Raw genomic sequence first — 20,293 nt, forward strand, 5'->3', positions numbered from 1 at the left:
GCGGCCGGCGGCACCCGCCCGGCCTTGGCCAGGCCGGCCAGGGCCTCGGGGCCCTTGGTCACCGTCACCTCCAGGGTCCCGGCCAGATAGCCGTCCGGATCGACCACCAGGGCGCCGCTCTGGGCGCCCAGGCTGGAGTCGCCCGCCCGCACCTGCGCCTGCCGCACCTGCAGGGTCCCGCCCGCCAGCGCCCAGGCCTGACCGGCTTCCGCCAGGGTCGCGCCCTGGAAGCGGCTGACCCGCGAGAGGATCGCATCCCAGGTCAGGGTCACCCGGCTGTCCCCCGGGATCGCCGCCAGCGTCGAGCCCGGCGCGGTGAGGCCGTTCTCGACCTTGAACAGGATCGCGCCCTGATCGTCGGGGCCGGGCCGCAGGTGCAGCTCCACCCGCTCAGCCGAGGCCAGGGACAGGGGCTTGGCGCCCGGCGCGGTATGGAAGGTCAGGTCCAGCCCCTCCACCGACAGGGCCGGCGGCCGGCGCTCAGGCTCCTTCAGGCTGGCCCGGATCACTCGCCCGCGCACCTCCACCGGCCCGCCATTGGGCCGGATCAGGGTGAAGCCGTCTTCGGTGGCGAACATCCAGTGCTTCAGGGCGTAGGCGAAGGCCTCGCCTTCCAGCTTCGGCGTCGTCAGGCCCCAGCCGGACGGTTCGCGCAGGCTGACCCCCTTCAGGGTCACATCCAGGCGGAAGGGCCAGCCGGTGACCTTCCGTTCGCGCCACTCGACCCCATAGCCCGCCTGGCGCAGGGCCGCGGCGGTAGCGTCCATCTGGCGGATCGTCTCGCCCCGCAGCCAGATCCACATTCCCGACCAGACGATGCTCACCACGAGGGCGAGCAGGAACGGCGCGTACAGTCCCGTACGGCTGGGTTTGCGGGCGGGGTCAGGATCGGGCAGAGGAGAGGGGGCCATATGGGGTCCGAGGCGGGAGTGAACGGTCGGCGATGACGGTGGAACGCTGGGTGTTCGGATATGGATCGCTGATGTGGCGGCCGGGCTTTGACCATGTGGAGCGCAGGCCCGCCACCCTACATGGGCGCCGCCGCGCCTTCTGCATCTATTCGGTCCACCATCGCGGGACCTATGAGCGGCCAGGGCTGGTGCTGGGCCTGGCGCCCGGCGGTTCGGTGCGGGGCGCGGCCTATCGGGTGGCCGAGGACGCCTGGCCCGAGGTCTACGCCTATCTGCGGGAACGCGAGCAGCCCACCGAGACCTATGTGGAGGCGCGCCGCCCGGTGACCCTGGCCGGCGGCCGCCAGGTCGACAGCCTGGTCTTCCTGTCCGACACCGCCCACCCGCAGTGGGCCGGCGCGCTTACGCTGGAGCGCCAGGCCGAGCTGATCGCCGGCGCGACCGGCCTGTCGGGACCGAACATCGACTACCTGCGCGACCTGGTCAGCCACCTGGAGGCCGAGGGCATCCGCGACCGGGGGATGGAGACCCTGCTGGCGCTGGTGGAAGCTACAGGCTGAGCAGCTTGGTCGAGGCGGTTTCGATCCGCTCTTCAAGGATGCGCATGAACTCGCCCCGCTTCAGGCCGGCCGGGATCGGCTCCAGGTATTCGAACACGATGACGCCGGGCTTGCGCAGCAGGCCGTGGGCCGGCCAGTGGACGCCGGAATTGGTCGCCACCGGGTGCACCGGCACGTTCAGCTCGCGATAGAGGGCGGCGATGCCGGGCTTGTAGTCGCCGGCCACGCCGGGCGTGCCGCGCGTGCCTTCGGGGAAGATCAGCAGCTGGCGATCGCCCTTGCCGAACCGCTCCAGAGCCTCGCGCACCATCTTCTTCAGGGCCTTGGCGTGGCCGTCGCGGTCCACCAGCAGGGCGCCCATCTTGACCCCGTACCAGCCGAACAGCGGCACCCAGATCAGCTCCTTCTTCATGACGAAGAACGGATCGGGCAGGACGCCGAACTGGGCGAAGACGTCCAGCATGCACTGGTGCTTGGGCGCGACGATGGCGTCGCCGGTCGGGACGTGCTCGCGGCCGCGGATCTCCACCCGGATGCCGCAGATCACCAGCAGCAGGAAGTTGATGCCCCAGCTCCACAACCGCAGGGCCCGGGTCAGCCACGCGCCCGGCAGCACCAGGAACGGGATCATCGCCAGGGCGAAGGCCACCGACCACACATAGAACAGGAACACGAAGACGATGGAGCGCAGGTGGATCAAGGTCAGCCTTTCGAGGTCTGGACCGCCGGCGCCGGCGCGGGGTCCTTGGGGCCCAGGCCGCGCACCGCCTCGCGGCCGAGGATGGCCAGATACTTCGAGTACTCGGTGATCATCAACCGCGCGCTCTTGCCGGTGCGCCACCAGTAGTGGGCGTTGATCACCGGCGTGGCCACCGGATAGGCCTGCAAGGTGGTGTCCGGCATGGCCGAGCGCAGCTCCAGCATGGCGCGCGGCATGTGATAGTCCGCGGTGACCACGATCAGGCTGTCATAGCGCATGGCCTGCGCCCACTCGGCGGTCTCGCGGGCGTTGCCGACCGTGTCGGCGGCGGTGAAGCCCAGGTCCACGCAGCAGTCATAGATCTTGCGCACCGCTTTGGAGACGGCGCGGATGTCGTCGCGGGTGGCGTCCTTGTTTACACCCGAGACCAGCATCCGCTTGGCCTTGCCGGCTTCCAGCAGTTCGACCCCGGCGATGATGCGCTCGTTGGAGCCGGCCCCGGTCAGGGCCACGACCCCGTCGGCGGCGTCCGGCGGCGGGGCGGGGGTGGAGCGGTCGACGCGGTCGGCGAAGGCGAACAGGCCCGCGGCCCAGATCACGCCCACCAGCATCAATCCCACCAGCCCTTTCAGGGCCTGGTCCATCCGCGCCTCCGTCGATTCCGCTCTATCCTAGAGCCTGGGGACGCGGCGGGGCTAGTCCATGTCCCGGATCAGGGCCTCGGCGGTGATCCTTGCGGCGATGGCGGCCACCAGGGCGGCCAGCAGCGGGCAGGGCGCGACCCAGGCGAGGTCGCTCCAGGCGATGGGCAGGATCGGCGACAGGCCGCTGGCCCCGCCCACCAGCCGCATCACCGCCCCGACCAGGGCCGCGGCGCCCGCGCCCATCAGGCCGGCCAGGGCCGCCATGCGCGCGAACCGCATCTGGAACAGGCGGGCGATGAAGTGGTCGTCGGCGCCGGACAGGTGCAGCACCTCGACCACGTCGCGGCGGGCCTGCAGGCCAGCGCGGGTGGCGAAGCCGACCACGGCGGCGGCGGCGGTGGTGATCAGGCTGAAGATGGCGACCCCGATCCAGCGGGCCAGGCCGGCGGCGCGGGCGATGTCGTCGGTCCAGACCGAGTGGTCGTCGACCACCGCGTCGATCCCTTGCGCCTTCAAGGCCGCGTCCAGGTCGGCGGCGGTGGCGGGCGCGGCGGGGTCCAGGTCCACGGCCACCAGCCTTGGCACCGGCAGGTCGTCCAGGTCGGCGATGTCGCCCAGGAACGGCGCGACCAGGGCTTCGGCCTTTTCCTTCTCCAGGGCGCGAGCCTCGGTGACGCCGCGGGTCCCGGCCAGGGTCTCGGCGGCGCGGGCCGCGGCGCTGTCCGGCGTCTCATTGGCCTTGGGCCGCACGATGATGGTGGCCTGGGCCTTCAGCTGGTCCGCCCAGCCCTGGGCCGCGCGGTCCGAGGCCAGCACCGCCAGCGCCGTCAGGCAGGCCAGGAAGCACAGCACCGTGACCACAAAGGTCAGGGCGCCGTCGCGGGCGTCCGCCGACGGCAGGAAGGCCGCAGGCTTCCAGCGCTCGGTGAAGGCCTCGGCGCTCATGGCCGCGCACCCGGCTGCAGCGTCGTCAGCCGACCGCCGTCCAGGTGCAGCACCGGCTGGCCGGCGCGGGCCACCAGGTCCTGATCGTGCGTCGCGATAAGCACCGTTGTCCCCAGCCGGTTCAGTTCGACGAACAGCCTAAGGATCCGCAGGCTCATCTCATGGTCCACATTGCCCGTGGGCTCGTCGGCGACCAGAATGTCCGGGCGATTCACCACCGCGCGCGCGATGGCGAGCCGCTGCTTCTCCCCGCCGGCCAGGGTCGGCGGCATGGCGTGCATCCGCGACTTCAGGCCGACCCAGGCCAGGAGTTCGGCCACGTCCTGGCGGTAGCTGTCGGGCTTGCGGCCGGCGATGCGCAGGGGCAGGGCGACGTTGTCGAAGGCGGTCATATGGTCGAGGAGGCGGAATTCCTGGAACACCACCCCGATCCGCCGACGCACATGCGGCTTGTCCTTCGGCGGAATGGCCGAGACATCCTGGCCGAACAGGTGGATCAGACCCTTGGACGGCTTGGCCGCCAGGTAGATCAGCTTGAGCAGCGAGCTCTTGCCCGCCCCAGACGCCCCGGTGAGGAAGTGGAACGACCCCTGTTCAAGCTCGAAGGTCAGATCGCGCAGGGTCTCCGGCGCGCGGCCATAGCGCATGGACACGTCGTCGAAGCGGAGCACGGGCGCGGCGACAGCCTCTGCGGCGAGCGGGTTTCTGGACATGGAGACCGAAATCGGCGACCTCGGTGGAGGTTGCTGGAGCGTCCGATTCGGCCGTCATGATACTGACCTGTCCAGAGTGCGCCACCAGCTATTTCGTGGATGATTCCAAGATCCCCGCGGAAGGCAGGAAGGTGAAATGCGCCTCCTGCAGCCACCGCTGGTTCGTGGACCCGGTGGACGTGCTGACGCGCGGCCTGGGCGATGAGGCGAAGGACGAGGATGACGGCCCCTACCTGCAGGAGCGCGAGCCGCAACCCGAGCTCGACGCCGAGCAGATCGCCGAGGTCAAGGACCTGCCGGGCGAGGAGCTTCCCAAGGTCTTCCGCGCCAAGGCGGCCGACGAGCGCAAGCTGCGCGAGGCCGCGGCCAACGGCATCGTCTGGGCCGGCATGACCGCCGCCCTCGCCATCCTGATCGCCCTGGCCGTGGTGTTCCGCGTCGACGTGGTCCGCGTCTTCCCCCACGCCGCCGGGGCCTATGCCGGCGTCGGCCTGCCGGTGAACAGCCTGGGCCTGGTGATCGAAGGGGTGAAGGCCGAGCCCGCCCTGCAGGACGGCCACGCCGCCCTCTCGATCTCCGGGATGATCCGCAACATCGAGGACCGCGAGATCGAGGCGCCGCCCCTGCGGATCAGCCTGATCAACAAGTCCGGCCGCCGGATCACCACCAAGATCGCCCAGCCCGCCGACGCCCGCGTGCCGCCGGGCGAGACGCGCCACTTCGCCATGACCATCCTCGACCCGCCCACCGTGGCCTCGGAGCTGGAGGTGGCCTTCGCTCCCGAAGCCGCGCGCAAGGGCGTGGTCACGCCCAAGGCTTCCAAGGTCGAGGCCCCGCACGGCGGCGGCCACGGCGAGCCGGCCCTGCGTGGCCCGGAATCCCACGACCCGCCGCCCGGCCCCGCCCCGGTGGACGCCGCCCCCCTGCCGGAAAGCTCGCCCTACGCCCTGCCCAGCCATGAGGCCCCGGCCCATGAGGCGCCCGGCCATGACTAAGGCGGAGCCGGCCGGGCTCGAGGTCCGCGAGATCCTGCTGACCGAAGCCCAGATCGCCGAGAAGGTCGCAGGCCTGGCCCGCGCCATCGCCCCGCGCATCGACGACGACACCGTCGCGGTCTGCCTCTTGACCGGCGGCCTGTGGTTCGCCGCCGACCTGACCCGGGCCCTGGCCCGCGAGGGCCGCCATGTCCGCTTCGACGCCCTGTGGCTGGCGTCTTACGGCGACGAACGCGCCAGCCTCGGCCGCTGCGAGGTCCGCGCCGACCTGCAACGCCCGCTGGCCGGGCGCCGCGCCCTGGTCATCGACGACGTGTTCGACACCGGCCTCTCCCTGTCGGAGGCCCACCGCCTGGTCCGCGACGCCGGCGCCGCCGAAGTGCTGACCTGCGTCTTCGCCACCAAGCCCTGGCCCAAGCCCCGCGCCATCCAGCCGGACTTCAGCGCCTGGGACGCCCCGGCCCGCTTCCTCGTCGGCTACGGCATGGACGCCGCCGGCGCCCTGCGCGGCCTCCCCTACATCGGCGCCATGGACTGACGTTCATATCCTCCCCCGCATGCGGGGGAGGGGGACCGCCGAACGGCGGTGGAGGGGGCGTTCCGCAAGCTCAGAGCCCAGTCACGCCCCCTCCACCCCTTCGGGGTCCCCCTCCCCCATTGCATGGGGGAGGAGACGAGGCCCACCCGATGTCGCAGATTTAGCCACTTGCTGCAGTCGTACCGAACCCCAAACCGCCCGGAAACTCCGGTCGGGGGTAAGAGGCTGTATCCACTTGAGAAAGACCGTTCGCGCCGATAGTGTGTTCGTGTTTTGTTTTTGTCGAGCGGAAAGCGCGCGGGCCCTCCGTGGCGCCCCGCCAATTTGGGGGTTGTGCGCCCCTTGATCTGCGGCCCAGTCTGAGCGGCATAAACTTAAGGGGGGAGCCAATGGGCCATCAGAACCTGGGCCTCGGCCTCGTCGCCGCGGTGGCCTGTAGCGTCTTGAGCGCCAGCCCGGCCTCCGCCGCCAACTGGTGGTTCCTGGCCGGCGGCAAGGCGCGCGTCGTCTATGCCGACCTGGACAGTATCGCCGCCCGGAAGTTCGGCGGCGTCCCCTATACCGAAGTCAAGACCCTGACGCGGACCGCGCGCCCCGATGCGGACGGCGTCAGGTACACTCAGATGACCATCAGTTTCGACTGTAAGAGCACCAAGACCTTCGCCCCCTTGACCACCTATCAGGATGACAAAGGCGTGATGGTGCTCGAAGACGTGGCGGTGTTCGACCCGTCCACGATGATCAAGGTCAAGCCCGGCGACACCTACGAGATCATGCGGCTGTTCGCCTGCAACGCGTCGCAGATGAGCGGTCTTGAGACCTTCGCGATCAATGGGCGGACCTTCACGCGGGTCCCGGACGCCAGGGCGGACGCCCGCCGCAGGCTCCCGTAAGTCCGCCCCGGCCTAGAGGAACAGGGAGGACCCCCATGAGCGAAGCCATCGGTCCCGGCGACCTGGTGATCTGCGTCAACGTCGCGCCCAACCACGCCACCGGCCGCGCCGTGCCCCTGGTGGCGGGCGAGACCTACCGCGTGCGCGACATCATGGACTTCGCCTGCCCCTGCGGCCGCGGCGACGCCCTCCTGGACATCGGCATCGACTTCGCCTGGTGCCAGACGAGGTTCCGCCTGCTGCCCAAGCCGAAGGCCCAGACGCGGAAGGTGTCGGCACCGAAGGAGGTGGAGACGGTTTGAGGGTGGCATTCGGCCCTGTGGAAGGAGACTTACTCTGTTGCTTTTATCAGGCCCTCAATGAGCTTTTTGCTTATATCAAATAATTCAGTAAGCCGTTTCGGTCCTAAGGAATTGGTGCCGCCATGGGCAACTGAATTTCTCACACCGTAAAGAGAGGAAATACCAACCTCTACATCCTGATTAGACTCGATAAATGTGCGAAAATTTCTGTACCAATTGCTGTCGAATCTAAGAAGCAGTTGCTCTATGGCGTCTTTGTCGTAATTTGTGCCCCGCTTAAAATGAGAGCGTATAAAGTTCAGCACGCGCTCGTGGGCTCGTCTGTTCAGGCGCTCGACAATGATAGTCTCTACCGAACGTTCCACGAAGCCGCAGACAAGAACGGCTCCAAAGCGAGCCAAGTAGCTCTGCAATTCCTCCGGAACGTCCCTTGCTGTCGCGCGGGCAATGAAGCGCTCGATCTCAGTGATCCGGCTATCGAGCTGGTGTCTCATTAGAGGCCGTTAAATGCCTCAGCGCCAAGTCGCAGACGGGCCTTGACGCTCTCTTCGTCTGCCGTCGCCCGCACCCATGCCTTTCGGAAATTCTGGTCGGCTAGCAGTAAGTCATAGGCGGCCGAGACGGCGTCTGGCGCGGGGGGAGGTCCCTTAGTCAGGCGCGCAGCAAGCCCTGTCATCACGCCATCAAATACCGCTGCATTGAATGTGCGTGCGGGGCGAAATGCCCGACCGTTGAGCGCAATGTCAATTAAGTTAGTTGTATCTATGAACAAGGACATCAGAGACTTGATGTGATTGTCTGAATGTTTATTTGCCTTTGCCGTATACTCATTCAGAAAGGTTGCCATGGGTCTTGTGTACGTTGAGGCGGATTCGTGCATGGCAAAAAAACGCACTATGAGCTCTTGATCTTTAGCTCGCTTGTTTTCGGGAGATCCGAATATCCTGCGCCAGGCTTCAGATTTATTCAATTCTCTTACGGCTGAATTGAAGGGGCCGCTGGTAATGCAGTTGCGGATCTCTTGTGGTGAAAGGCGAATGCCGCCAGAATTAATTCTCTCAAAGACGAAATAAATGCTGTCCAATACGTCTGCAGGCTCATCTTGCTGAAAGATGGTGGCGTGTATAATTGCGTCGTCAATCTTGAGTTGGTCTGAAGGATCTAAATCTTTGTAAGATTTCTCGTTCCAAGGCTCCCGAATGCCAAGCAAACGAAACTTTCGCTCTCCGAAAGTACCATCATGAAAAGCTACAAGTGACCTTAGTCTCTGCTGACCGTCTATCACAAGATGCTTATTCGTACCTAATTCCTTGTAGAGAAATATTCCCGGAACAGGAAGGCCCATTAGTAGAGATTCGATGAACTTGGAGGCGTGCCTCTGAGACCATACGAACCGGCGTTGAAACTCCGGCACGGTGAAGGAGCCAGATTTCATACGCCGAATTAGGACTTCCACTGAATAGTCAGCGCCATAGCTGGTGATCGAGAACTTCCTAGTATCTCCAGCATCTAGAAGCGCTTCGTCGTCAATGCCTTCGGCCAGGGCAATTTCGTACTCATCCTGTGAGCCGACTTGGTCGTCAGATGTATCTTCCGCTTCCATTCTCATTCCCTGGCGCGCGCCGCAGCGATTGCTACCCAACCTTGTATGGCAACATTCCCAGTGCTGCTAGGTGGCCGATGCTTGAGCCACGTGCCAAGTCGCTGTCATTTTTGACAAGCCGCCGAAGTCCTAAGCGTATGACTGCTAATGGCTCAGCCAAGCTCCCCCTCAGGCGCTTCGCGCCAGCTCCCCCAGAGGGGGAGCAACTGCCGGTGGCTAGTCGGCTACCGCCGGCGCCTCCACCAACCACCGCCCCAACGCCTCCTTGAGCGCCTCCGACAGCGGGCTCGACCCTTCGGCGCTGGCCTGGACGAAGGTCGTGGTGCAGACGCCGACGCAGGCGTCGCCCTGGAACAGGGCCTGGGCGAGGTCGTAGCTGGCCTTGCCGATGCGCAGGATTCCGGTGCGGACCACGGGCTCCGGGCCCGCATAGAAGACCTCGGCCAGGTAGGTGACGCGGCTGTCGGCGGTGACGATGCGGGAGATCTCGGCCGCCGGAACGGCTGCGAACACCTCGCGGGAGAAGCGGGATCGGGCTTCATCGTAATAGCCGGCGATGGCGATGTTGTTCACGTGGCCCAGGCGGTCCTCGTCGGAATAGCGCGGCTGGAGCGTGAAGGTGTGGGGGTAGCGGTGGGCGTCTGCGCGCCAGGCGGGGGGCTTCATCTTGCGGCGGGGTCTCGGCGGTGGCGGGGCGTGGGCAGTCTTAAGCGCCGGGCGGGGCAGGGGGAAACCGTGACGTGGCGGCGCCCTTGTCCGCGTCCCTTTCGGCCCAGGGGAGTTGAGCGTTGTCCGTAGAGTTAATCTGCGTTGAATCAAGTTGTACTCAGAATGCGCGCAGCAAATTGTCGCGCAATAGTCTTGGTGAATAAGTCCTTAATCTGGGGAATCTGAAACGCACGTTTAATCCTGTCCTGTTAATCGGCTCGCGAACATTGATTGCATTCCGATTGAGCGGGTATCCATCGCATGAAGACGTGGGCTCTTGAGTGGCGCGGCGCGGACCAGGCCTTCACCTGTGCGCAGGACGGGTGCGCCGAGGCGGACCTGGTGCTGTTCTTCGGGGCGCGGGGCATCCTGGCGCGGCCCTCGGCCTTTGAGACCCTGCGCGCGGCCTGCCCGTCGGCCCTGATCGTCGGCTGCACCACCGGGACCATCATCGCCGGCGACGCCATCGAGGATGATGGGGCGAGCGCCGTCGCCGTGAAGCTGGAGCGGTCGCAGGTGCGCCTGGCCAGTGTCGAGATCGCCGGCAAGACCAGCGAGGCGGTGGGCGCCGAGCTCGCCCGGATGCTGACCGACGCCTCGCCGGCCGGCGACGGGCGCCTGGCCGCGGTGCTGATCATCTCCGACGGGCTGAACGTCAACGGCAGCGCCCTGGTGGGCGGCCTGCAGGCCGGGGTGGGCGCGGGCGTGGCGATCGGCGGCGGCCTGGCCGCCGACGGCGCGGCCTTCGAGAAGACCCTGGTGGCCGCCAACGGCCAGCCGCGCGAGAACCTGGTGGCCGCCATCGGCTTCTATGGCGACGGGCTGGAGGCGCGGATGGGCGTCGCCCACGGCTGGGAGCGGTTCGGCCCGCCGCGCCGGATCACCAAGGCCGCCGGCGCCGTGCTGTTCGAGATGGACGGCAAACCGGCCCTGGACCTCTATGAAAAGTACCTGGGCGACGAGGCGGCGCAGCTGCCGGCCTCGGCCCTGCTCTATCCGCTGCTGATCTCCAACCCCGCCGACGAGAGCGACCAGGTGGTGCGCACCATCCTGGCGGTGGATCACGAGGCGCGGACCATGACCTTCGCCGGCGACATGCCCGAGGGCTGGACCGCCAAGCTGATGCGCGGCGCCGCCGACAGCCTGACCCAGGGGGCGCTCGACGCCGCCGACATGGTGCGGGCCGAGGCGGCCGACGCCTCCGAGACCCTGGCCCTGCTGGTCAGCTGCGTGGGCCGCCGCCTGGCCATGGGCCAGCGGACCGGGGACGAGGTCGAGGCGGTCAGCGAAGTGCTGGGCCCGGCCGCGCGCCGCATCGGCTTCTATTCCTATGGCGAGGTCGTGACCCCTGGGGTGGCGGGCCATTGCGGCCTGCACAACCAGACCATGACGCTGATGACCCTGCGCGAGGCGGCCTGAGGCCTCGCCTGTGTGAACCATGTCAGACGCATTCACCAGCACCCTGCGGCGACAGATCGCCCGGGCCACCGGCCCGGACGGGACGCTTGATGTCGAGCGGCTGCTGCAGGCGGTCAACGAGTCCTATCTCGAACACGCCCGCGATGTCCGCCGCATGACCCGGGCCAACGCCCTGATGGTGGAGGAGCTGCAGGAGATGATGCAGCTGCTGCAGACCGCCGCCGAAGACCGCAACCCCCTGGCCGCGGCGCCGACGCCGCTGGCCCGCGCCGGATAGTCCGCCATGACGCTCGCCCCCGCCGACCGCACCACCAAGGGCCGCGGCCTGAACAGCATTCCGGTGCGTTTCGCCCTGATGGCCGGCGGCCTGACCGGGGCCGGGGCCTTCGCCGCCGACTTCGCCCTGCATGGGGCGGAGCGGATGGAGCCGTTCACCCTGGCCCAGATCGCCCTGGCCCCGGCCGGCCTGTCGGCCCTGATCACCTACCTGGCGGCCAACCGCCTGGCCGGGGCGATCCGCGCCCTGCGCGCCAGCACCGACGCCATCGTGGCCGGGGAGTTCGACACCCCCGTGGACGTCGACTGCGCCTGCGAGGTCGGCGGCCTGGCCGACAGTTTCCGGGCCATGCAGCAGCGCCTGAACGGCAACCTCCTGCGTATGAACCTGGTGGCCTATACCGACGTGGTCACCGGCCTGCCCAACCGGGCGGTGGTCAGCCACGTGCTCGGCCTGATCAATGACAAGCGCGGTGTCGCCTCCTGCCGCGGCGCCCTGCTGTTCATCGACCTGGACGGCTTCAAGCGGGTCAACGACACCCTGGGCCACGAGGCCGGGGACGAGCTGCTGCGCCAGGCCAGCGACCGCATCGCCACCCTGGGGCTGGGCTCCGCCCCCGGAGAGTTGGAAAGCTGCGTCAACCAGCTGGGCGAGCTGCGCCAGGCCTGTCCGACCCGCCCGGTGCTCGCCCGCTTCGCCGGCGATGAGTTCGTCATCGTCCTGCCGCAACAGGACGGCGCCCAGGAGGTGCAGGACACCGCTGATCGGATCCTGGCGGCCCTGCGCCAGCCGTTCCAGATCGCCGGCTCCGAGGTGGCGATCAGCGCCAGCATCGGCGTCGCGCGCTTCCCCCTCGACACCGCCAAGGCCGACGAGCTGCTCAGCTTCGCCGACATCGCGATGTACGACGCCAAGCAGTCGGGCAAGGACCGCTGCCGGTTCTTCGACGCCTCGCTGTGGGACGCGCTGGTTGAGCGCACCCGGCTGGAGAACGATCTGCGCGGCGCCGTGGAGCGCGACGAGCTGGTGCTGCACTTCCAGCCCAAGCTCAGCGCCCGGACCATGGGGTTGAGGGGCGTGGAGGCCCTGGCCCGCTGGCGGCATCCCGACCTGGGCGACATCCCGCCCGACACCTTCGTCAAGATCGCCGAACAGGCCGGCTTCGGCATCGCCCTGGACAGCTCGATCCTGCGGCTCGCCGTCCAGCGCATCCGCGCCTGGATGGACCAGGGCGTGAAGCGCCGCATCGCGGTCAACATCTCCGCGCCCCAGTTCATGCGCCCGGAGTTTGTCGGCGAGGTGCTGAGCCTGTTGGACGCGCACGGCGTCGATCCCGAGCTCCTGGAGCTGGAGGTCACCGAGCGCATCGTCATGGCCGACTTCGCCGAGGCCCGTCGCCGAATGGACGACCTGCAGACAGCGGGGGTGCGGATCTCCATCGACGACTTCGGGACCGGCTATTCCAACCTGTCCCAGCTGTCGCAGCTGTCCTTCGACATGCTCAAGATCGACAAGAGCCTGGTGGACGGCATCGGCGCCAGCGCCAAGTCCGAGGCCATCCTGACCGCGGTGATCCAGATGGCGCACGCCCTGGGCCACACCGTCGTCGCCGAGGGCGTCGAACTGGCCGAGCAGCACGCCTTCCTGCAGCAGCTGGGCTGCGACGAGGTGCAGGGCTATCTGTTCAGCCACCCCTTGCCCGAGGCCGAACTGGAGGCCTGGGAAGCCCAGCGCGGCCGCGTCGGCGCTGTCGGCCTGCTCGAAGGCCTGTCGGCCCGGCTGAGCCTGGTGGCCAAGGCGGGCTGAGCTACAGCCAGTCCGGGGTGCGCTCGCGGTTCAGCATGTCCTCATAGGTCGGCCGCGGACGGATGACCGACCAGCGGTCGCCCTTGACCAGGACCTCAGGGACCAGGAGGCGGCTGTTGTACTCGCTGGACATCACCGCGCCGTAGGCGCCGGCGCTCATGAAGGCGACCAGGTCGCCCGGGGCCAGCGGCGGCAGGGCGCGGTCGCGGGTGAAGGTGTCGCCGGTCTCGCAGATCGGGCCGACCACGTCGTAGGTGACGGCCTCGCCGGCCCGGGGGCTCAAGGCCTGGATCTCGTGATAGGCGTCGTACATGGCCGGGCGGATCAGGTCGTTCATGGCCGCGTCGATGACGCAGAACTTCCGCCCCTCGGGCCGCTCGTGGATGTGCAGGACTTCCGCGACCAGGACGCCGGCGTTGGCGCAAATCATCCGGCCAGGCTCGAAGGAATAGGCCACGTCCAGCCCGCCCATGGTCGAGGCGATCATCCGGGCGTAGTCGGCGGGTGAGGGCGGGGGCGGCTGGTTGAAATAGGGCACGCCCAGCCCGCCGCCGAGATCCAGGCGCTCGACGGAGAGGCCCTCGGCGCGCAGCCGCTGGACCAGGCCCTTCATCTTGGCGAAGGCCTCGGCCATGGGGGCCAGGTCGCTGATCTGGCTGCCGATATGGCAGGTGACGCCCACGGGCTTCAGGCCGGCGTTGTTGGCGGCCTGGGCATAGAGCCGCTCGGCCTCGGAGAAGGAGACGCCGAACTTGTTGTCCGCCTTGCCGGTGGCGATCTTGGCGTGGCCGCCGGCCGAGACGTCCGGATTGACGCGGATGGCGATGGTCGCGCGGGTCCCCAGGGATTGGGCGACCTGCGAGGCCAGGTGCATCTCCGGCTCGCTCTCGACATTGATCTCGGAGACGCCGCTCCGGATCGCAAAGGCCAGCTCATCGGCGGTCTTGCCGACGCCGGAGAAGACGATGCGCTCGCCCGGAACGCCGGCGGCGAGCGCGCGGCGGATCTCGCCCTCGGAGACGGTGTCTGCGCCCGCGCCCAGCTGGGCCAGGGTCTTCAGCACCGCCACATTGGAGTTGGCCTTGACCGCAAAGGCGATCAGCGGGTCGCCGCCGTGCTCACCGCGGATGCCCTCGGCCACCAGGGCGTCGCGCAGCACGGTGTAGTGCCGCTCAAGGGTGGCGGAGGAATAGACATAGACCGGCGTGCCGACCTCTTGGGCGATGGCGGCGAGGGAGACGTCCTCGCACCACAGCGCGCCGTCGCGCAGTTCGAAGTGGTTCATCGCGGCGTGGCGTAGGGATCGGGCAGGACGCCCTGCGGCCCGGACGCGGTCGGATTGACCGTGCCCTCGATCGGCACGGTGCGCGAGGGCGAGGGATCGGAGTTGCGGTCGCGCGGGTCGACCGTGCGGACCGAGCGGGTCGGCTCCGGCCCGGCGTCGGCGCCGCCGCCGTGGCCGAACATCGGGCCGGGACGCTCCAGGGCGCCCAGCTTGCCGCAGGCCGACAGGCCGAGCGCCAGGATCAGCGTGATGGCGAGGTTGCGCGTGATCATTTCAGCATCTCCTTCCAGCGCGCCACCTGGGCGCGGACCTGTTCGGGCGAGGTTCCGCCATAGCTGCGGCGGCTGCCCGCCGAGGCCCTGGGGGTCAGGACGTCATAGACGTCTGCGGTGATTCCCTGGTTCAGGGCCTGCAGTTCGGAGAGCGGCAGGTCGGCGAGGTCGCAGCCCAGGGTCTCGGCCCGCTTCACCGCCGCGCCGGTCACGTGGTGGGCATCGCGGAACGGCAGGTCCAGGGTGCGCACCAGCCAGTCGGCGAGGTCGGTGGCGGTGGAGAAGCCGGAGCCGGCGGCCTGGGCCATGCGCGCGGCCACGGGCTCCAGGTCGGCGACCATGCCGGCCATGGCGGCGAGGCTGAGCTCCAGGGCGTCGAAGGCCTCGAAGGTCGGGACCTTGTCCTCCTGCATGTCCTTTGAATAGGCGAGCGGCAGGCCCTTCATCACCACGGACAGCTGGGTGAAGGAGCCGAGCAGGCGGCCGACCTTGGCGCGCACCAGCTCGGCGGCGTCCGGGTTCTTCTTCTGCGGCATGATGGACGAGCCGGTGGTGAAGGCGTCGGTCAGCTTGATGAAGCCGAACTGCGGGGTCATCCAGACCACGATCTCTTCCGCCAGGCGCGAGAGGTGCGTGCCGCAGATGGTGGCGTCGGCCAGGGCCTCGAGCGCGAAGTCGCGGGCCGACACGCTGTCCAGCGAATTGGCGGTGGGGCGGTCGAAGCCCAGCGCGCGCGCCGTGGCCTCGCGGTCGATGGGGAAGGGCGAACCGGCGAGCGCCGCGGCGCCCAGGGGGCACTCGTTCATTCGCTTGGCGGCGTCGGCGAAGCGCGAGGCGTCGCGGCCGAACATTTCCACGTAGGCCATCAGGTGGTGGCCGAAGGTCACCGGCTGGGCCGGCTGCAGGTGGGTGAAGCCCGGCATCAGGGTCTCGGCGTGCGCCTCGGCCTTGGCCACCAGGGCGGCCTGCAGGCCACGCAGCTGGCCCTCGACCCGGCGACAGGCGTCGCGGACCCACAGACGGAAGTCGACGGCGACCTGGTCATTGCGCGAGCGGGCGGTGTGCAGCCGCCCAGCGGCCGGCCCGATCAGCTCACGCAGCCGGGCCTCCACGTTCATATGGATGTCTTCGTACTCTTCCCGGAAGGGGAAGGTCCCGGCGGCCATCTCCGCCTCGATGTCGGCCAGGCCCTGCTGGATGGCGGCCTCGTCGGCGCTTGAAATGACGCCCTGCTTGCGCAACATCGCGGCGTGCGCGCGGGACCCGGCCAGGTCCTGGGCGGCCAGGCGGCGGTCAAAGCCGATGGAGACGTTGATCGCCTGCATCAATTCCGCCGGTTTGGCCGTAAACCGGCCGCCCCACATGGCCTGGCCCTGGCCGTCGGCGGCGGACTGAACGGGCGTTTGCGAGGAGTCGTCGGACATTGAGCGAGAACAGCCAGAATGAGGTCGGCGGGAATAAGCCCAGCGGCTTGAAGTGGGCCCTCTGGGGCGTCGCCGCGGTCGGCGTCGCCGCGGTTGTCTATATCATCGTCCAGGCCGCGGCCAATCCCGGCCCGCGCGGCGATTTGAAGTCGGTCGCCAAGGGCGAGATGGCCAAGCTCGTGGTCCCCGCCGAAGCCACCGCCGCGCCCGCCACCACCTTCTATGACGGCGAGGGCAAGCCGCTGCGCCTGGCCGACTTCAAGGGCAAGGTCGTGGTGCTGAACATCTGGGCCACCTGGTGCGCGCCCTGCAAGATCGAGATGCCGGCGCTCGCCAAGCTCCAGGCGGAGTACTCACCCGATAAAGTGGTGGTGATCCCGGTCAGCGTCGATGGCGACCGAGACGTGGATACGGCCAAGCAGTTCATCGCTCAGAACGCCCCGCTGGGCTTCTATCGCGATCCCAAGATGAAGCTGCCCTACGACCTGAAGCCGGTCGCCGTGGGCATGCCGACCACCATCATCTTTGACGCCGAGGGGGTGGAGAAGGGCCGGCTGGCGGGCGGCGCCGACTGGTCGGGCAAGGACGCCAAGGCCGTTATCGACAAGGTGCTGGCCGCGGGCTGAGGCGCTTTTGGGTTGACCGCCCATAGCGGGCGGGGGACTAATTCCAGGCGTGCGGTCTCGCGGGCCTGCCGAACCTCGTCCCGCCCTGGCGGCCGCGAGGGGGATCAGGCTGCGGCGCGTGCGCCAAGTGCAGGAGTTCCCCGGGCGACCGGCGACAGCCGGTCCCCCCGCGGCGTGTCAGGAGACGAGGACGGATATGGCCACCGGTACGGTCAAGTGGTTCAACACCACCAAGGGTTACGGTTTCATCCAGCCGGATGATGGCGGCAAGGACGTCTTCGTCCACATCTCCGCCGTGGAGCGCGCGGGCCTGAGCGGCCTGAACGACGGCCAGAAGGTCAGCTTCAATCTGAAGGAAGAGCGCGGCAAGGTCGCCGCCGTGGACCTGCAGGTCGGCTGATCCCGCCCACGAAAAAGGGCGCGGCCTGCATAAGGTCCGCGCCCTGATTTTCAGCGTCCTATCGGACCGGTCTCCTGATCCTATGGGTCAGGCGACTTCCTTCTGGCGGCTCGCGTCAGCGTTGGTCAGGGCGCGCATGAAGCTCACCAGTGAGGTGCGGGCCTCGGCCGGCAGGCGCTCGAAGCCGGCCAGCAGTTCCAGCGCGCCCGGCGTGCGCATGCGGCTGAGCAGGTCCAGGTCACCCGTGGCGTCGTGCCCGGGGGTGTCCAGCACGTCCATCAGGTCGACCACCCGGCAGCGCAGGGCGCGGGCGATCTGAACCAGGCGCGAGAACGAGATCCGGTTCGCGCCGTTCTCATACTTCTGAATTTGCTGGAAGCTCACGCCGCACTGCTCGGCCAGGGCTTCTTGCGACATACCAATGGTGCGGCGACGAATGCGGACCGCAGCGCCCAGGGCGACATCCATCGGATCGGGGGTCTTGTTGGAAACCTCGGCCATGTCACCCTTCCCTTTGTAGTTATCAGCGTTCATACCGACGGTCCGACGCCGGTCATCCAAGATGAACCGAGTAATTGCACAAATTTCAGTTTTGCAAAGCGGCAACTTGGAGTGCAGCGCCCAAGGTGGGTAGTTTCGGGCCGTCACAACTCAGCCGTTAGCCCGAACGCGCCCGGATTCTGAATTTCTGCTGTAAATCCAAATTACAGGTGGGGGGCTAGGGAATCCGCAAGCGTGTGATCTCTCAGGACTTTCCCGCCTAGGCGGTCCTGCGCAGGTTGAGTGGCATGGCGCCATTCTGGGCACTGTATCCTCAATGTATGCTCGATATGAGTATTTTCATCTCGACGAATTCATGCACTCAACCTGAGTATAGTTGAGGTCCAATTCCGCTGGTTGCGGCCAAATCTCAGTTTTTGGGCGGGATGCGACTCAGCGTGGCAGACGGAGTCCGTCGATGCCTGGGACGGCCCCCGCGGCTTGTCGCCGACTGCCCCTCGGGTTAGGCCGCTTAGGGGACGGCGCCAGACGGCGCCGCGCATCTGGGGAGGGTTGTCCATGTCTAGGATCGGTATGGTGCTGGCGGCGAGCGTGTGTCTGGCGCCCCTGCAGGCCCTGGCGGCCAATCCCGGCGCGGCCCAGGCCCAGCGCGTGACCATCACCCGCGACACCTGGGGCATCGCCCACATCCGCGGCAAGACCGACGCCGATGCGGTGTTCGGCATGATCTACGCCCAGGCCGAGGACGACTTTAATCGGGTGGAGACCAACTACCTGACCGCGCTCGGGCGCAGGGCCCAGGCCGAGGGCGAGGCGGCGATCTGGGGCGACCTGCGCCAACGCCTGTTCATCAATGACGCCGACCTAAAGGCCCAGTACGCCAAGAGCCCCGGCTGGCTGAAGACCTTGATGACCGCCTGGGCTGACGGGCTGAACTACTACCTGGCCACCCATCCGCAGGTGAAGCCCAAGGTGCTGACGCACTTCGAGCCCTGGATGGCGCTCAGCTTCACCGAGGGCAGCATCGGCGGCGACATCGAGAAGGTCTCGTTGACCGGGCTGGAGAGCTTTTACGGCAAGCGCCAGGTGGCGATGACCGAGGACGAACTCGGCCTGAAGCCCTGGGAGCCCTCGGGCTCCAACGGCATCGCCATCGCCCCGTCCAACACCAAGGACGGCCACGCCCTCTTGCTGATCAACCCGCACACCTCGTTCTACTTCCGCTCGGAAGCCCAGGTGACCTCGGACCAGGGCCTGAACGTCTATGGCGCCAGCACCTGGGGCCAGTTCTTCGTCTACCAGGGCTTCAACGAGAAGGCCGGGTGGATGCACACCACCAGCACCCTCGATAGTGTCGACGAGTTCGCCGAGACCATCGTCGATCAGGGCGGCAAGCTGTTCTACCGCTATGGCAAGGCGCTGCGTCCGGTCACGGTCGGCAAGATCACCGTGCCGTACAAGGCCGCCGACGGGTCGATGAAGAGCCGCGACTTCACCGTCTATCGCACCCACCACGGCCCCATCGTGCGTGAGGCGGACGGCAAGTGGGTGGCGTTTTCGCTGATGAACACCCCGATCGCGGCCCTGCAGCAATCCTTCCTGCGCACCAAGGCCACCGACCTGAAGGCGTTCCAGAAGGTGGCGGAGTTCCGGGCCAACTCGTCGAACAACACCCTGTTCGCGGACTCAACCGGCCAGGTCGCGCTTCTGATGCCGCAATTCGTGCCCAAGCGGGACAACCGCTTCGACTATACGAAGCCGGTGGACGGCTCGGATCCCGCCACCGACTGGCAGGGTCTGCATGCGCTTTCCGAGGCGCCCAGCGTGATCGCCCCGGCCAATGGCTGGGTCGCGAACTCCAACAACTGGCCCTATTCCGCCGCCGCCCAGTTCAGCCCGAAGATCCAGGACTATCCGAAGTATATGGACAGCGTGGGCGAGAACCCGCGCGGCCTGCACTACATCTCGCTCCTGAAGGACCGGAAGGACTTCACGGTCGATAGCCTGGTGACCACGGCCTACGACCCCTACCAGCCGGCCTTCGCGCGCCTTGTGCCCACCCTGGTCACCGCCTGGGACAAGCTGGCCTGGGACGATCCCCGCAAGATGGCCCTGGCCGACCAGGTCGCGGTCCTGCGCGGCTGGGACAATCGCTGGAGCACGGACTCCGTCGCCCAGACCCTGGCCGTCTATTGGGGCGAGGCGATGTGGAACATGGGCGCGGCCGAAGCCAAGGCCGACGAGGTGACCATCTATGACTGGATGGACGGCCGCTCGAGCGCCGACCAGAAGCTGAAGGCCCTGGCGGACGCGTCCGCCAAGCTCACCGCCGACTTCGGGACCTGGAAGACCGCCTGGGGGCAGGTGAACCGCTTCCAGCGCCTGACAGACGACATCGTCCACCCGTTCGATGACGCCAAGCCCTCGATCCCGGTCGGGTTCGCCTCGGCCCAGTGGGGGTCGCTGGCGTCTTATGGCATCCGTTCGGACGAGGGCACGAAGAAGCGCTACGGGACCTACGGCAACAGCTTCGTGGCGGTGGTCGAGTTCGGCCCGCGCCTGAAGGCCCGCGCCATCACCGCCGGCGGCGAAAGCGGCGACCCGGCCTCGCCCCACTTCAACGACCAGGCGGAGCGCTATTCCAAGGGCGACCTGCGCGAGGTCTGGTTCTACCCCGACCAGGTCAAGGCCCACACCGAGCGGGTCTACAAGCCGGGGGAATAGAGGGGAGTCCTTCTGGTGGAGGCGCTCCCCAACACGCCTTGACCGAT

23 protein-coding genes are annotated in these 20,293 nt (G+C 67.7%); 11 read left to right on the plus strand and 12 right to left on the minus strand.

Translation table 11 applies throughout. From position 1 onward, the window contains the following. Positions 1-911: DUF2125 domain-containing protein (locus ACFQ27_RS00005; protein WP_377351907.1), on the minus strand; the 911-nt coding region annotated here is incomplete at its 3' end. 32 nt (positions 912-943) lie between these two features. Between ACFQ27_RS00005 and ACFQ27_RS00010 the strand changes: the two genes are divergently transcribed. Beyond that, positions 944-1,471, plus strand: a complete 528-nt coding sequence (locus ACFQ27_RS00010) for a gamma-glutamylcyclotransferase (RefSeq protein ID WP_377351908.1) — start codon at positions 944-946, stop codon at positions 1,469-1,471. Here ACFQ27_RS00010 and ACFQ27_RS00015 read toward each other — a convergent pair. From ACFQ27_RS00015 to ftsE, 4 genes are all read right to left on the minus strand, one after another. Further along, the gene (locus ACFQ27_RS00015) at positions 1,461-2,171 is read right to left on the minus strand and encodes a lysophospholipid acyltransferase family protein (protein WP_377351909.1); all 711 of its coding nucleotides are present in this window, start codon (positions 2,169-2,171) and stop codon (positions 1,461-1,463) included. The genes ACFQ27_RS00010 and ACFQ27_RS00015 overlap by 11 nt on opposite strands. 2 nt (positions 2,172-2,173) lie before the next feature. After that, positions 2,174-2,803 carry a YdcF family protein gene (locus tag ACFQ27_RS00020; protein ID WP_374345834.1) on the minus strand — a complete coding sequence of 210 codons (630 nt, stop codon included), beginning with the start codon at positions 2,801-2,803 and terminating at the stop codon, positions 2,174-2,176. Positions 2,804-2,866: 63 nt separating this feature from the next. Beyond that, positions 2,867-3,760 carry a cell division protein FtsX gene (locus ACFQ27_RS00025; protein ID WP_374345711.1) on the minus strand — a complete coding sequence of 298 codons (894 nt, stop codon included), beginning with the start codon at positions 3,758-3,760 and terminating at the stop codon, positions 2,867-2,869. Then, positions 3,757-4,473 carry a cell division ATP-binding protein FtsE gene (gene ftsE, locus ACFQ27_RS00030; RefSeq protein WP_374345709.1) on the minus strand — a complete coding sequence of 239 codons (717 nt, stop codon included), beginning with the start codon at positions 4,471-4,473 and terminating at the stop codon, positions 3,757-3,759. Before ftsE ends, ACFQ27_RS00025 begins: the two co-directional genes overlap by 4 nt. 56 nt (positions 4,474-4,529) lie before the next feature. Here ftsE and ACFQ27_RS00035 point away from each other — a divergent pair, with 56 nt between their 5' ends. The 4 genes from ACFQ27_RS00035 to ACFQ27_RS00050 all read left to right on the plus strand — a co-directional run bounded on the left by ACFQ27_RS00035 (position 4,530) and on the right by ACFQ27_RS00050 (position 7,201). Continuing rightward, positions 4,530-5,468: a DUF3426 domain-containing protein gene (locus tag ACFQ27_RS00035; RefSeq protein ID WP_377351910.1), complete on the plus strand. Its 939-nt coding sequence runs from the start codon at positions 4,530-4,532 to the stop codon at positions 5,466-5,468. Beyond that, positions 5,446-6,006, plus strand: a complete 561-nt coding sequence (locus ACFQ27_RS00040; RefSeq protein ID WP_377351911.1) for a phosphoribosyltransferase — start codon at positions 5,446-5,448, stop codon at positions 6,004-6,006. The genes ACFQ27_RS00035 and ACFQ27_RS00040 overlap by 23 nt, the downstream gene beginning before the upstream one ends. Positions 6,007-6,395: 389 nt before the next feature. Beyond that, a complete protein-coding gene (locus tag ACFQ27_RS00045) occupies positions 6,396-6,899 on the plus strand; it encodes a hypothetical protein (protein WP_377351912.1) in 504 nt (167 codons plus the stop codon). Positions 6,900-6,934: 35 nt separating this feature from the next. Beyond that, positions 6,935-7,201, plus strand: a complete 267-nt coding sequence (locus tag ACFQ27_RS00050) for a hypothetical protein (protein ID WP_377351913.1) — start codon at positions 6,935-6,937, stop codon at positions 7,199-7,201. A 29-nt stretch (positions 7,202-7,230) separates the two neighbouring features. On the opposite strand, the gene ACFQ27_RS00055 is transcribed toward ACFQ27_RS00050, so the two are convergent. The 3 genes from ACFQ27_RS00055 to ACFQ27_RS00065 form a co-directional block, all read right to left on the minus strand. Further along, complete coding sequence (locus ACFQ27_RS00055; RefSeq protein ID WP_377351914.1) at positions 7,231-7,695, minus strand: HEPN domain-containing protein; 465 nt, start codon at positions 7,693-7,695, stop codon at positions 7,231-7,233. Next, entirely contained in the window at positions 7,695-8,804 is a 1,110-nt protein-coding gene (locus tag ACFQ27_RS00060) for a DUF262 domain-containing protein (protein ID WP_377351915.1), read from the minus strand. The genes ACFQ27_RS00055 and ACFQ27_RS00060 overlap by 1 nt, the downstream gene beginning before the upstream one ends. A gap of 216 nt (positions 8,805-9,020) precedes the next feature. Further along, entirely contained in the window at positions 9,021-9,470 is a 450-nt protein-coding gene (locus tag ACFQ27_RS00065) for an acyl-CoA thioesterase (RefSeq protein ID WP_377351916.1), read from the minus strand. Between the two features lie 303 nt (positions 9,471-9,773). Here ACFQ27_RS00065 and ACFQ27_RS00070 point away from each other — a divergent pair, with 303 nt between their 5' ends. From ACFQ27_RS00070 to ACFQ27_RS00080, 3 genes are read left to right on the plus strand one after another with little or no spacing between them, the layout of a single operon-like run. After that, positions 9,774-10,931 carry an FIST signal transduction protein gene (locus ACFQ27_RS00070; protein ID WP_377351917.1) on the plus strand — a complete coding sequence of 386 codons (1,158 nt, stop codon included), beginning with the start codon at positions 9,774-9,776 and terminating at the stop codon, positions 10,929-10,931. A gap of 19 nt (positions 10,932-10,950) precedes the next feature. Then, positions 10,951-11,208, plus strand: a complete 258-nt coding sequence (locus tag ACFQ27_RS00075) for a hypothetical protein (protein WP_377351918.1) — start codon at positions 10,951-10,953, stop codon at positions 11,206-11,208. Between the two features lie 6 nt (positions 11,209-11,214). After that, positions 11,215-13,014, plus strand: coding sequence for a putative bifunctional diguanylate cyclase/phosphodiesterase (locus ACFQ27_RS00080; protein WP_377351919.1), 1,800 nt, complete (start codon positions 11,215-11,217; stop codon positions 13,012-13,014). Position 13,015: 1 nt separating this feature from the next. Here ACFQ27_RS00080 and lysA read toward each other — a convergent pair whose 3' ends face one another. Genes lysA through argH form a run of 3 tightly spaced genes read right to left on the minus strand, consistent with a single transcriptional unit; the run spans position 13,016 to position 15,995 of the window. Continuing rightward, the gene (gene lysA, locus ACFQ27_RS00085; RefSeq protein ID WP_377351920.1) at positions 13,016-14,299 is read right to left on the minus strand and encodes a diaminopimelate decarboxylase; all 1,284 of its coding nucleotides are present in this window, start codon (positions 14,297-14,299) and stop codon (positions 13,016-13,018) included. Then, the gene (locus tag ACFQ27_RS00090) at positions 14,296-14,571 is read right to left on the minus strand and encodes a hypothetical protein (protein ID WP_374345694.1); all 276 of its coding nucleotides are present in this window, start codon (positions 14,569-14,571) and stop codon (positions 14,296-14,298) included. Before ACFQ27_RS00090 ends, lysA begins: the two co-directional genes overlap by 4 nt. After that, complete coding sequence (gene argH / locus ACFQ27_RS00095) at positions 14,568-15,995, minus strand: argininosuccinate lyase (protein WP_377351921.1); 1,428 nt, start codon at positions 15,993-15,995, stop codon at positions 14,568-14,570. Before argH ends, ACFQ27_RS00090 begins: the two co-directional genes overlap by 4 nt. Before the next feature lie 47 nt (positions 15,996-16,042). Here argH and ACFQ27_RS00100 point away from each other — a divergent pair, with 47 nt between their 5' ends. Then, positions 16,043-16,621 carry a TlpA family protein disulfide reductase gene (locus tag ACFQ27_RS00100; RefSeq protein ID WP_377351922.1) on the plus strand — a complete coding sequence of 193 codons (579 nt, stop codon included), beginning with the start codon at positions 16,043-16,045 and terminating at the stop codon, positions 16,619-16,621. Between the two features lie 196 nt (positions 16,622-16,817). Next, positions 16,818-17,021: a cold-shock protein gene (locus ACFQ27_RS00105; protein WP_374345691.1), complete on the plus strand. Its 204-nt coding sequence runs from the start codon at positions 16,818-16,820 to the stop codon at positions 17,019-17,021. 87 nt (positions 17,022-17,108) lie between these two features. Here the strand turns inward: ACFQ27_RS00105 and ACFQ27_RS00110 are convergent, their stop codons facing one another. Then, a complete protein-coding gene (locus ACFQ27_RS00110; protein WP_374345690.1) occupies positions 17,109-17,522 on the minus strand; it encodes a helix-turn-helix domain-containing protein in 414 nt (137 codons plus the stop codon). Positions 17,523-18,080: 558 nt separating this feature from the next. On the opposite strand from ACFQ27_RS00110, the gene ACFQ27_RS00115 reads away from it, so the two are divergent. Beyond that, entirely contained in the window at positions 18,081-20,246 is a 2,166-nt protein-coding gene (locus tag ACFQ27_RS00115) for a penicillin acylase family protein (RefSeq protein ID WP_377351923.1), read from the plus strand. Positions 20,247-20,293 lie beyond the last annotated feature (47 nt).

The organism is Phenylobacterium conjunctum, assembly GCF_042679085.1.
Lineage (GTDB): Bacteria > Pseudomonadota > Alphaproteobacteria > Caulobacterales > Caulobacteraceae > Phenylobacterium > Phenylobacterium conjunctum.